12 protein-coding genes are annotated in these 12,884 nt (G+C 48.6%); 8 read left to right on the top strand and 4 right to left on the bottom strand.

Features of this window, described 5'->3' with window-relative positions; genetic code table 11:
• The first annotated feature begins 4 nt into the window (after positions 1-4).
• The 7 genes from putP (at position 5) to asnB (ending at position 8,992) form a co-directional block, all read left to right on the top strand.
• Entirely contained in the window at positions 5-1,531 is a 1,527-nt protein-coding gene (putP, locus tag G441_RS0105845) for a sodium/proline symporter PutP (RefSeq protein WP_026375479.1), read from the top strand.
• Between the two features lie 105 nt (positions 1,532-1,636).
• On the top strand, positions 1,637-2,551 hold the full coding sequence (gene cysD / locus G441_RS0105850) for a sulfate adenylyltransferase subunit CysD (RefSeq protein WP_026375480.1): 915 nt from the start codon (positions 1,637-1,639) through the stop codon (positions 2,549-2,551).
• A complete protein-coding gene (gene cysC, locus G441_RS0105855; RefSeq protein ID WP_026375481.1) occupies positions 2,551-3,147 on the top strand; it encodes an adenylyl-sulfate kinase in 597 nt (198 codons plus the stop codon). Before cysD ends, cysC begins: the two co-directional genes overlap by 1 nt.
• Positions 3,147-3,941: a 3'(2'),5'-bisphosphate nucleotidase CysQ gene (cysQ, locus tag G441_RS0105860; protein WP_034474629.1), complete on the top strand. Its 795-nt coding sequence runs from the start codon at positions 3,147-3,149 to the stop codon at positions 3,939-3,941. The genes cysC and cysQ overlap by 1 nt, the downstream gene beginning before the upstream one ends.
• Complete coding sequence (cysN, locus tag G441_RS0105865) at positions 3,938-5,347, top strand: sulfate adenylyltransferase subunit CysN (RefSeq protein ID WP_026375483.1); 1,410 nt, start codon at positions 3,938-3,940, stop codon at positions 5,345-5,347. Before cysQ ends, cysN begins: the two co-directional genes overlap by 4 nt.
• Before the next feature lie 32 nt (positions 5,348-5,379).
• A complete protein-coding gene (locus G441_RS0105870) occupies positions 5,380-7,104 on the top strand; it encodes an SLC13 family permease (protein ID WP_026375484.1) in 1,725 nt (574 codons plus the stop codon).
• Between the two features lie 220 nt (positions 7,105-7,324).
• Positions 7,325-8,992 carry an asparagine synthase B gene (gene asnB, locus G441_RS0105875; RefSeq protein WP_026375485.1) on the top strand — a complete coding sequence of 556 codons (1,668 nt, stop codon included), beginning with the start codon at positions 7,325-7,327 and terminating at the stop codon, positions 8,990-8,992.
• Between the two features lie 113 nt (positions 8,993-9,105).
• Here asnB and G441_RS0105880 read toward each other — a convergent pair whose 3' ends face one another.
• The 3 genes from G441_RS0105880 to queE are packed head-to-tail and all read right to left on the bottom strand — an operon-like array spanning position 9,106 to position 11,082.
• On the bottom strand, positions 9,106-9,969 hold the full coding sequence (locus G441_RS0105880; RefSeq protein ID WP_034474630.1) for a type 2 periplasmic-binding domain-containing protein: 864 nt from the start codon (positions 9,967-9,969) through the stop codon (positions 9,106-9,108).
• A complete protein-coding gene (locus G441_RS0105885) occupies positions 9,966-10,400 on the bottom strand; it encodes a hypothetical protein (RefSeq protein WP_026375487.1) in 435 nt (144 codons plus the stop codon). Before G441_RS0105885 ends, G441_RS0105880 begins: the two co-directional genes overlap by 4 nt.
• A 1-nt stretch (position 10,401) precedes the next feature.
• Complete coding sequence (gene queE, locus G441_RS0105890) at positions 10,402-11,082, bottom strand: 7-carboxy-7-deazaguanine synthase QueE (RefSeq protein WP_026375488.1); 681 nt, start codon at positions 11,080-11,082, stop codon at positions 10,402-10,404.
• A 100-nt stretch (positions 11,083-11,182) separates the two neighbouring features.
• Between queE and queC the strand changes: the two genes are divergently transcribed.
• On the top strand, positions 11,183-11,839 hold the full coding sequence (gene queC, locus G441_RS0105895; protein WP_026375489.1) for a 7-cyano-7-deazaguanine synthase QueC: 657 nt from the start codon (positions 11,183-11,185) through the stop codon (positions 11,837-11,839).
• A gap of 6 nt (positions 11,840-11,845) precedes the next feature.
• On the opposite strand, the gene G441_RS0105900 is transcribed toward queC, so the two are convergent.
• Positions 11,846-12,769, bottom strand: a complete 924-nt coding sequence (locus G441_RS0105900; protein WP_026375490.1) for a LysR family transcriptional regulator — start codon at positions 12,767-12,769, stop codon at positions 11,846-11,848.
• Positions 12,770-12,884: the final 115 nt, after the last annotated feature.

The following is a 12,884-nucleotide window of genomic DNA, read 5'->3' on the forward strand; positions in this document are numbered from 1 at the left end:
GACTATGGCGACAGCCACACTCATTTCATTATCTCTGTATTTCATTGTCATGCTGCTTATCGGGTTATACGCCTATCGGAATACCCAATCCGATGTCGAAGGTTACATGCTCGGCGGCAGACAGCTTAGTGCCAAAGTCACCGCGTTATCAGCCGGCGCGTCTGACATGAGCGGTTGGATGTTGATGGGTGTGCCCGGTGCCATGTATGTGTCAGGTATTTCCAGTGCGTGGATAGCCATTGGTCTGACAGTAGGCGCTTATCTGAATTATTTGCTGGTTGCGCCGCGTCTGCGTGTTTACACCGAGATGGCAGGCAATGCGATCACCCTGCCCGATTACTTTGAAAACCGCTTCAATGATGGCAGCCGAATGCTGCGGCTTATTTCTGCGGTCGTGATCATCGTATTCTTTACGCTGTATACGTCTTCAGGTGTAGTCGCCGGTGGCAAACTATTCGAGACGTCATTTGGAGTGAGCTATGAACTGGGTCTCTACGTCACCGCTGGTGTGGTTGTTGCCTATACGCTGTTCGGCGGATTTCTGGCGGTAAGCCTGACCGATTTCGTACAGGGCTGCATTATGTTTGTTTCTCTTATTCTTGTGCCCGTCGTGGTCTTAACTGAAATGGACAGCATCACTGCCCTCGGCCAGTCGTTGAGCGCACAAAATGAGAACCTGTTACATTTATTCGTCGACGCCAGCAGTGGCGATGCGCTGACGTTTATCGGCATTGCCTCCCTGCTTGCCTGGGGGCTTGGCTATTTTGGTCAGCCTCATATTATCGTGCGCTTCATGGCGATTCGCTCACCTGCGGATATTCCTGCTGCGCGCCGCATTGGCATGAGCTGGATGACCATATCACTGGCTGGCGCTATGGCTACCGGCCTGTTGGGGCTGGCTTATGTCACACAAAACGGCTATGCACTGGATGATGCCGAAACCATTTTCATCTACCTTTCCCAGGTACTGTTCCACCCTCTGATTGCTGGCTTCTTGCTGGCCGCTATTCTGGCGGCAATTATGAGTACCATCTCCTCTCAATTACTGGTGACATCAAGCTCGCTCACTGGTGACATCTATCGCATGTTCCTGCGTAAACAGGCCAGTCAGCGCGAGCTGGTATTGTTTGGTCGTCTGTCCGTGGTAGCTGTGGCATTGGTGGCAATTGCGCTAGCCTACGACCGCAGCAGCACCATCCTGTCGCTGGTCAGTAACGCCTGGGCGGGTTTTGGCGCGGCATTTGGCCCACTTGTATTGTGCAGCCTGTTCTGGTCACGTATGACCCGAAATGGCGCATTGGCCGGCATGATAGTGGGTGCGGCAACGGTACTGCTTTGGATTTATTTACCGGTGACGGTAAATGGTGGCTCATTAAGTAGCTGGATGTATGAAATGATCCCAGGCGTGATCTTGTCGACCATTGCCATTGTCGTGGTATCACTGGTGGGTAACCAGCCCGAACAGGATATACGAACCACATTTGAAGACGTGGACAATGCGGTTAAACACGTTGCGATAAAAAATGCATAGATAGGATATGTCTAATAGCAAATTGTGATACTTCTGCCGGCGACGTTTATGATATTGTTCTATGTATAGAATTTTTTAGCATATAACAGGAAATTAAACGTCGCCATGACCACCACGCTGCCCTCTACGACGCACCTAAAACAACTGGAAGCTGAGAGTATTCACATTTTCCGCGAAGTCGCTGCGGAATTTGATAACCCAGTGATGCTCTATTCCGTTGGTAAAGATTCATCTGTGTTATTGCATCTGGCCAGAAAGGCCTTTGCACCAGGGAAAATTCCGTTTCCCTTACTGCACGTTGATACCACCTGGAAATTTCGCGAAATGATCGAATTTCGTGACCGTATCGCTGAAGACTACAATGTTGACCTGCTGGTACATATAAATCAGGAAGGCGTTGAGATGGGCGTCGGTCCTTTTACGCATGGCAGTGCCAAACACACCGATATTATGAAGACGGTAGCACTCAAACAGGCGTTAAATAAGTACAAATTTGATGCTGCCTTTGGTGGCGCACGCCGCGACGAAGAAAAGTCTCGAGCCAAAGAGCGGGTTTACAGTTTCCGCGATGAGAATCATCGTTGGGATCCTAAAAACCAGCGTCCTGAACTGTGGAATATCTATAACTCGCAAATTAATAAGGGTGAAAGCATCCGTGTATTCCCCATGTCCAACTGGACAGAACTGGATATCTGGCAGTACATCTATATGGAAAACATCGAAATTCCTGAATTGTATCTAGCCAAACCCCGCCCGGTGGTTGAGCGCGATGGTGTATTAATTATGGTTGACGATGACCGCATGCCATTGGAGCCAGGAGAAGAGCCGCAGATGAAGTCGGTTCGCTTCCGCACCCTGGGCTGCTATCCGTTGACAGGTGCGGTCGAGTCCCATGCGACAACCTTGCCTGAAGTCATTCAGGAAATGCTGCTGACCAAAACATCCGAGCGTCAGGGCCGTGTCATTGATCACGACTCAGCCGGGTCAATGGAGAAGAAAAAAATGGAAGGATATTTCTAATGGCAGATAACAATATCGTCTGGCACAGCCACAAAATCGATAAACAGGCTCGCGCTGACGCCAAAAAGCAGACACCCAGAGTTATCTGGCTTACAGGCCTGAGTGGGTCGGGTAAATCAACAGTAGCCAACTTGCTGGAACAAAAACTGGTAGCAGAGGGAAAGCATACCTACCTGCTGGACGGGGATAACATTCGCCACGGGTTATGTGGTGATTTGGGTTTTTCTGATAAAGACCGGGTTGAGAATATCCGGCGTATCAGTGAAGTCGCCAAGCTATTCGTTGATGCAGGGGTAATTGTCATTACCGCCTTTATTTCACCGTTTCGCACCGACCGTTCGTTCTGTCGTAAACTACTCGACGAAGGCGAGTTCGTGGAAGTGTTTGTTGATACGCCACTGGATGTGTGTGAGCAGCGTGACCCTAAGGGCCTCTACAAAAAAGCACGCAGTGGCGACATCAAGGACTTTACCGGCATCGATTCCACCTACGAGGCACCGGAGTCTCCTGAGGTTCACCTTGAATATCAGGAAGAAAACGCAGAACAAACCGCTACTCGATTGCTGGAGCAATTAAAAGAAAAGGGATTAGTGTAATGCAGATTGATCGAGCACTAATCGATGCGGTCATCGCGATTACCCATAACGCCGGCGCGGCCATTATGGATATTTATCAGCAGGACTTCACGGTATATGAAAAATCCGATGCCAGTCCACTGACCGATGCAGACCTGGCAGCCCACAACGTCATCATGAAAGGGCTGCAAGCCTTGTCTGACTTGCCTGTTTTATCGGAAGAGTCGAGTGAGATTGACTGGCAGGAACGACAAGCCTGGCAACAATACTGGCTGGTTGATCCGCTGGATGGGACCAAAGAGTTCATCAAGAAAAACGGTGAGTTTACCGTCAATATCGCACTTATCGATAAGGGCACACCGGTACTGGGTGTAGTCTATGCGCCAGCGCTTGAGCGCACCTACTGGGGTGCAGCCAACAATGGCGCCGGTGTCATCAACAACGGTGAAGAAAAACCAATAAGTGCAAAACCTCACCAGCCCGGTGAAACATGGAAAGTTGTGGGCAGTCGCTCTCATCAGAGTCCTGAAATTCAGGCTTTGTTGGATAGCTTAGATGGCGAGGCTGAATTGGTTGCTATGGGAAGTTCGTTGAAGCTTTGCCTGGTTGCCAGTGGCGATGCACACCTTTACCCGAGACTGGGCCCCACCAGTGAGTGGGATACCGCGGCAGCACATGCTGTAGCGATTGCTGCTGGCGCGCGAGTCACCGTGTTGGATGCAGACAATCCGCTGGACGAAAATGCGCCAGAGCTACGCTATAACCAGAAATCCTCCCTTTTGAATCCCTATTTCCTTGTGAGCTGTGGAAAATGAACAACGAAAACGAATTACTGCAAACTGACATTCTCTCGTACCTGGACCAACACGAGAAAAAAGATCTGCTGCGCTTTTTGACGTGTGGCTCAGTGGATGATGGTAAAAGTACCCTGATCGGTCGTCTGCTGCATGACTCTAAAATGATCTATGAAGATCAGCTGGCTGCTATCACCAAAGACAGTAAAAAGGTCGGTACCACCGGTGATAAGGTTGACCTTGCCCTTTTGGTTGATGGCCTGCAATCTGAACGTGAGCAAGGTATCACTATCGATGTTGCCTACCGCTATTTCTCAACAGAAAAGCGCAAGTTCATCATCGCTGATACGCCGGGGCATGAGCAGTACACACGCAATATGGTAACGGGCGCGTCAACCTGCGACCTGGCCATCATTCTGGTCGACGCCCGTGGTGGCGTAAAAACCCAGACTCGTCGACATTCATTTCTGGTGTCGTTGCTGGGCATAAAACACGTGATTGTGGCCATCAATAAGATGGACCTGATGGACTACAGTGAGAAAGTCTATAAGGAGATTCAGGAAGATTATCTGGAGTTCGCCAAGCAGTTGAACATTCCGGACATTCGTTTTGTCCCCATCTCGGCCCTGGACGGCGACAACGTGGTAAACCCAAGCCCTAATACGCCTTGGTATCAAGGCCACACGTTAATGTCACTGCTGGAAACCATCGAGGTCAACAAAGACCAGAACGCCGACGATTTTCGTTTCCCGGTACAGTATGTTAATCGCCCCAACCTCAATTTCCGCGGCTTTGCAGGCACTGTGGTATCCGGGCAAATCAACAAGGGCGATGAGGTAACAACCCTGCCCTCGGGTAAAACCTCGAAAGTAGCGTCGATTGTCAATTTTGAAGGTGAGCAGGACAACGCATACGCACCTCTGGCGACCACCCTGACGCTGGAAGATGAAATTGACATCTCACGAGGCGACATGATTGTAAAATCTGACAATCTGCCGTTGTGCGGTAAAAGCTTTAAAGCCCATCTGGTATGGATGACAGACGATGCACTGATGCCTAACAAACAGTACAGCTTTAAGTTTGCCACCCAGATAGTGCCGGGATCCGTCGCTGATATTGACCACAAAATTGACGTCAATACCCTGGCACAAACGCAAGGCGTGCACCTCAACCTCAACGAGATTGCGGTAGTGAACTTAAAACTGAACCATCAAGTAGCCTGTGATCCGTACACTAAGAACCGTGCAACCGGTGCATTTATCGTGATCGACAGATTAACCAACGGTACGGTTGGCGCGGGCATGATAATCAGTCAGAATGAGGAATCTAACGCTAGCCACGAATATTCCGAATTTGAAGTTGAATTCAATGCCCTGGTGCGTAAGCATTTCCCACATTGGAACGCTATCGACATCACTAAAATCTAACACGGAAGCTCTCGTCCATGGATGGCATTAGTTTGTCTATCAACCAGCTTATTGTGCTGACGGTATTTGTCGGCACGATAGGTGCGTTGATTTTTAGCGAACGGCGACCCAGTTACATCTTTTCACTCTCTGCTCTGGTGTTGCTGCTTTGCCAGCAACTCACATTTGAACAATTACTCGGCAACCTGACAAACCTGGGGCTCATTACCCTGGTGCTGTTATTGATGGTCAGTAACGCCGTAGATAAGACGTCGTTTATCAAACGTTTGGGACGAACGCTAGTCAATGCTGGCTACAAACAGTCATTTGGTAAGATATTTGGCTTAACCTTTGTTTCATCGGCATTGTTGAACAATACGGCGATTGTTGCCAGTCTGGTTGGACCGATTAAACAGAACCAACATCACTCACCCTCTAAACTGCTTATCCCATTATCCTATGCGGCCATATTGGGCGGGACGGTTACGCTAATAGGCACGTCAACTAACCTGATCGTCGACAGTTTTTTGATCGACCATGGTCACCCGGGCTTCGCATTCTGGGATTTTACGTTGTATGGCTTAATAGCCGGGTTGAGCTGCGGTCTGCTCATGTTTCTGCTGACCCCTTTATTGCCAGATATCCAGGCACAGAAGAACAGTTTCCAGCGCTACTTTATTGAAGCGGAAGTCGAACCAGACTCCGAACTGGTTGGCAAAAGTGTGGAGGATAATCACCTGCGTAATCTGCCGGAGTTATTTCTGGTTGAGGTGATCCGCAACGGCCATCTTATTAGTCCTGTCAGTCCTGAATTGGTTATTGAGGCCCATGATAAGCTGATCTTCAGCGGTAATGTGCAAAAAGTCGATAACCTTAGCCATATCAAAGGCCTGACCTTGTTTGCGGAAAGTAACGGCCTGCTCAAAGAAAACCTTACCGAAGTGATTGTCTCGAATCGTGCTCAAGTCATCGGTCAGACACTCAAGGCGTTAGGATTTCGTGCACTGTTTGACGCCGCGGTGGTCGCCATTCGACGAGACGGTGCACAGCTCTCAGGTAAGCTTGGTGAGATCAAATTACAGGCCGGTGACTTCCTGCTTTTAGCCACCGGACCCGACTTTGCGCAGCGTCATAACCTGACCAAAAACTTCTTTGTGCTGTCTGAGCAGCGCATTGCGACCAAGCTATCGCCGACACAGGAATGGACCGTCATCGCCGGTTTTCTCGTCACCATTGGTCTGGCCGCGTTTTCAGTTATTCCACTGGCTACCGGACTGTTATTTCTAATTGCGCTGCTCGTTGTACTGGGTATCGTGTCTAACGCTGAGATAAAGCGTAATCTGCCGATCAACCTCATCATCGTTATTGTAGGCGCGCTCAGCCTGGCGACGGCGTTGGAAGATGCGGGTCTGATCGATATGCTGATGACGACGCTGAAGCCGCTTCTTAGTGGTATCAGTCCTTTGTGGGCGCTGGTGACGGTGTATATCACCACGCTGTTACTTACAGAGTTTGTCACCAATAATGCCGCCGCCGCGCTGATGTTCCCGTTTGCGTTCGGTGTTACCGAAGCTCTGGGCCTGCCTTTGATGCCGTTTGCCCTGGCTGTAGCATTCGCGGCCAGCGCCAGCTTTATATCGCCTTATGGCTATCAGACCAACTTAATCGTATTTAACGCCGCCGATTATCAGTTTAAGCACTTTGCAAAGTTCGGACTGCCTATTTCCATTGCCTACTCAAGCATCGTGATCACCCTGCTTTACGTGGTCCATTTTTAAGTCTCAGAGCAACGACAATCCGGTTTGTCGCGATATGCTCCACTTCAGCTGAAATAAATAGAGATTGTCCTTGCAATTTTTATTGAGACTGGCACATTCGATACAGCGAAAAAATAATAACAACACGCCAAACAGGCACACATTGCCACCAGTAGGCAAGCCACGACAGAATCGTGCCGACAGCAAATATTTCCAAGCAAGATGAGAGAGAACCCAGTTTATGTGTGGTATTTTCGGTATTCTGGACATCAAAACAGACGTCACAGAACTTCGAACGCAAGCCTTAGAGTTAGCTAAATCATTACGCCATCGTGGTCCAGATTGGAGCGGCATCTGGAATAATGATAATGCTATATTGTGTCACGAACGTCTCGCCATAGTAGACGTTGATACCGGCGCACAGCCCCTGATCAGCCGGAATAATAACCACATACTTGCCGTCAATGGCGAAATTTATAATCACAAAGCGTTGGAAAAAGGACTCAAGGCGCCTTACGACTTCAGAACCAAATCCGATTGTGAAGTTATCTTGCCCTTATACGAACAGCGCGGTGTTGACTTTATAGATGATTTACAGGGCATGTTCGCCTTCATTTTGTATGACGCAGAGCAGGATACCTACCTCATTGCCCGCGACCATATTGGTATTATTCCGCTATACACTGGGTTTGATGAGCATGGTAATTTCTATGTCGCATCAGAGATGAAAGCACTGGTTCCGGTGTGTAAAACCGTTCAGGAATTTCCGCCAGGGCATTATTTGTGGAGCAAAACCGGCGAGCTAAAGCGCTACTATCAACGTGATTGGATGGACTATGACGCAGTTGAAAATAACAGCTCAGACCTCAACGAGCTCAAGCAGGCATTTGAGCAAGCGGTTAAATCTCACCTGATGTCAGATGTGCCCTATGCAGTGCTGCTGTCAGGCGGTCTGGATTCTTCATTGGTTTCTGCTGTAGCCGCAAAGTATGTGGCAAAACGTGTTGAAGATGAAGATCGCACCGATGCATGGTGGCCCCGTCTTCACTCGTTTGCAGTAGGCCTTGAAGGCGCGCCGGATTTACTCGCTGCCAAGAAAGTGGCAGATATGATTGGCACCGTACACCACGAAATCCATTTCACTATTCAGGAAGGACTGGATGCTATTCGTGACGTGATCTACTTTCTTGAAACTTATGACGTCACCACCATCAGGGCCGCCACGCCAATGTACCTGATGACCCGGAAAATTAAGGCAATGGGCATTAAGATGGTGCTGTCAGGTGAAGGCTCGGACGAAATTTTTGGCGGATACCTGTATTTCCATAAAGCACCGAATGCCAGAGAGTTCCATGAAGAAACCGTACGCAAACTTGAACGCCTGCATATGTTTGACTGTGCACGTGCTAACAAGGCGACCTCGGCATGGGGTGTGGAAGCACGAGTCCCGTTCCTCGACAAACACTTTATGGACGTCGCAATGCGCCTGAATCCAAAGGATAAAATGTGTATCGACGGCAAAATGGAAAAATGGATCCTGCGTAAAGCCTTTGACGATGGCGATACGCTGCCCGCAGAAGTGCTATGGCGTCAGAAAGAACAGTTTGGGGACGGCGTTGGCTATTCGTGGATAGACTCAATCCGCGACTTTGTGGAAGGTGAAATCAGCGATCAGCAACTGGCAACCGCAGAGTTCCGCTTTCCTGTGAACACGCCTGACACAAAAGAGGGATATTTCTACCGCACTATATTTGAAGGCTACTTCCCTCAGGAGAGCGCGGCTCGATGTGTTCCAGGAGGTAAGTCGATTGCGTGTAGCACGGTCGAAGCGCTGGAATGGGACGAGAGCTTTAAACAAAATGCTGACCCGTCTGGTCGCTCAATGACCGGTGTACACGGTAAGCAGTAACGCCGTTCATTAATGCTGGCAGATAAATTAAGTGTAGAGATTGCGGCATAACGCCGCAATGACTCCAACTAAGCGAAACGCCTGTCGTTGGTTTGACGCTTATTCGTTTGAATCTATTCAGGCCGATACCATAGTTCCGCTCTGTCAAGCGGTGTGCTCTCAGGCATCAGTGGATTATCCAGTTCAAATACGAGGCGGTCATTTAATCTCGCATTTTCCAGGATCGCTTGATAACGCTCGTTAAATAGCGCATCGAACTGGCCACTGGCAATGGCTTTTTCCAGACCATCATTAAGCAATCTTGCCAACACTTTATTTGAACGATTGACGAAAAAATACATCGCCGTTGGGTATCTAAAACTGAGCCGGCTTTCGATTACCAGTCCCTCGGTAAGACTACTCTCAGCAAGCTCGCCTTCAACCTCGGCAATCGAACGGGGAAAGTAATCTGCCTGATTACTGTTAAGCATCGCGAACAGAGTGTGATATTCCGGCGATGTCACCACATCGACACCGTTTGCCTGCAATATTTTAGTATCAGGCCAGTCAGCGCCCTGCACGGCGGTCAGTCGTGTAAGCTGTGCGAGTCGTTCAATCCCTTCAAATTGTTGAACTCTGTCTTCTCTGACCAGAAACACCCGCCAACCGATGAGCCCTTTCTGAAGTGGGATATGAATAGGCAGCAGTTCTTTTTCACGCTGAGCGTCAGTCATACTCCAGATGACATTTATTTCACGGTTTTCAATGAGATTGCGTATCGCCCTGCCCTGCAACATGATCCGCTCTGAAGGAAGAAGTCGATAGTTGACACCAGTCTGGTCCAACGCCAATGACAGGATCTGTAAATAATAGTCGTTGCGTTGGTCTGACTCTGATAATGCTCGCGGATAGGTAATATTCCATACTGCGCCGTATGCGGAGATGCACACCGCACAGAGCAACGCACTCGCAAAGATTACCTTTACAAGTTTTATCACGTGCTGCCTCGCTGCGCCGCAACGTTTAGCAGGCGCGTGATATTTTCATCGATCACAGAAATAATGATCTGTAGTTCGCCATTAAGCTGTAACGTGTGAGACGTCATACAGTGCTCAATTACGTTATGCTGTTCGTCTTTAAGCTGCCAGTCTACAGTGCAGAACCAGATCGCTTCTGACAATCTCATCACGTGGGCCACTTCACCGTGGTGATGCACCACACCTGATTGTTGGAACAGCCCGAGAATGTTGGTTATGCGTCGCTCCAGTTCCTGCCTGTCGGTGTATACCAGCTTCTCATCATCATTCATGATGACAGCGGGCAGGTGGTAAAGCGCGGCGACGTCCGCGCCACTTTGCTTATCCATCGCCCTGTCGAACTGTTCAAATAAGGCTACGATCCTGCTGTGCATGTCCGCTTGCTCTGCCACGTTATTCTATCCCTATGTATTTGTGTGTCTGTAACGATAAACGCCAGTTGCGTGCGATACAAGTACTGATAGCCAGTTCAGTCGCACGTTTTTGCTGACTGATCGGTTGTAAATAAATGAGCGGTGAGATTTCCCCGTTGTAACGGGCAAGCAGTTCATCAAGTTCATCGATATGCTTTTGCATCGCGACCGGGTGTTTTATCTCGTTTGCTCTATTTAACACCTCATCCAAAATGGTGTAGCCACCGCGCATATTGATCTTCGGTGACAACGTGACCCAGGTTTGAGGGCTGCATCTGACTGCGAAGGTGCCGCTGGTTTCAATCTGGATACTGTATCCACACTTTTCAAGCAGTTCACATAACACAGTCAAGTCGTACATCGCTGGTTCACCGCCGGTTAATACCACATGCCTGGCGGTATAGCCTTGCTCCTCAAACAGTGCGAGCAGGCGTTGTTCAGAACTTTCAAACCAGGAGTCCGATTCCTGCTGCTCATTCATCACGTCTTCCACAGTGCGCTGCTTTTCCAGATCAATGTCCCAGGTATGCTTGGTATCGCACCAGGGACAACCAACGGGGCATCCCTGCAAGCGGACAAAAATAGAAGGTACGCCAGTAAATGCCCCTTCGCCCTGTATCGATTGGAAAACTTCATTAAATTTAAGTGTCTGCGTTGGCAAAAATGACCTCAACTAATTGAAAAAATTGGGATGCGGACGACAATGCACTACAATGCGCGGCAATGTGCCAAAGACCCCATTATATAGTGAAGCGTTCAACATGACACAAAAGGCAGTGGTAATTTTCTCAGGCGGAATGGATTCATTTACCGTTTTGCATAAAGCCCACAAACAGGGGCTAGAGCTTTTCGCATTATCTTTTAATTACGGACAGCGTCATAAGAAAGAGTTGGACTATGCAGCCAGAGTATGTGCCGAATTAAACATCTCTCATAAAGTCGTCGATATTACCGCCATCAATACCCTGCTCGCGGGATCGGCGTTGACCGATGATGTAGATGTGCCAGAAGGACATTATGAAGAGCCGAGCATGAAACAAACTGTGGTGCCCAATCGAAATATGATCTTGCTGTCTCTGGCAGTTGGCTACGCGGTTTCTATTAGGGCACCGCAGGTGTATTACGGGGCACATTCTGGCGATCATGCCATTTATCCAGACTGTCGTCCGGAGTTCGTAGAGAAAATGAATCAGGTCTGTGCCATTGCTAATTATGAGTCAGTCGAAATCCTCTCACCCTATCTGTACCAGGATAAAATCGACATACTTAGAGACGGTCTGGCGATGGGACTGGATTACGCGAAGACCTGGACATGTTATAACGGCCGTGAAAAAGCCTGTGGCAAATGTGGGGCTTGTCAGGAACGCCTGGAAGCCTTTACCGCTAACCAGGCAACAGACCCGCTGGAGTATGAATAGCGCTAATTATTTCTGACTTTCCGCGACAAAATAGGTCAGTTCGCGGATACAGTGACGTAATACCGGATTGAGTCGGGTGTTTTTGCCGTTCATGACGAACAGCTCATGTTCAAATTCAAACAGATTGCCACCGCCAACTGGCACCAAGCCCAGACCAGCGCCCTGCTCTTTGGCAATATAGTCAGGTAATAAACCAACATACTCGCCAGTCATGATTGCCGACATGCACACATCATAAGAGTCTGAAAACGTTTGGATAGACAGCCGCTTATCATTTTGAATGTAATTGGCAGAGGATAACCCGGAAATGCCAATGGCCGGGTGATCTTCGATCTTCACATCGCCAGGTAACCCTTCGCGATATTTCGCCAGCGGATGGGTAGGACCACAATATAACCGTCCTTTACAGCCAATGCCAACCGGATGAAAAGTGACGGATTCAGGCTTAACCATGTCGTACGTCGATAACACCAGGTGACACTCACCTGACAAGGCGACATGCTCAACTTCATTGTAAAGACGGGTTTGAATATTGACGTGAATATCGTCAAATTTTTTCATGGTGCTCTTCACAGCCTTACTCACGGCAAGATGCATGGACAGAGGTAAACCAGCCATCAACACCAGTGTGATGTGACCCGAATAATCATCATGCAGACTCTTCAGGTTAAACACAAAGTTATCAAACGCGTTAAAAATGCGCTTGGTCTCCTGAAAAACCACTTCACCTTCTTTGGTCATCTGGAAACCACCTCTGCCGCGGTGACACAGAACCAAATCCAAACGCTCTTCCAGTTTTTTGATAGCCGCAGAGATATTCGGTCTTTGCATACGTAAAACCGGTTCAGCAGCAGTGAAACCATTACAGGAAGCTACCGCGTAAAATACACGAAGTAGTTTAATATCAGACTCTTGTAGACGATTTAGCATAGCAGCGCATTATTGTTATAGGTATGTCTGTATATACTTTTACACCAGATAGTCGTAGCCGTCCACCCTATGAAGTAGAAATTATCAGAATTTTTTGATTATTTTTTAACCTATA

Source organism: Aestuariibacter salexigens DSM 15300 (assembly GCF_000429145.1).
Classification (GTDB): domain Bacteria; phylum Pseudomonadota; class Gammaproteobacteria; order Enterobacterales; family Alteromonadaceae; genus Aestuariibacter; species Aestuariibacter salexigens.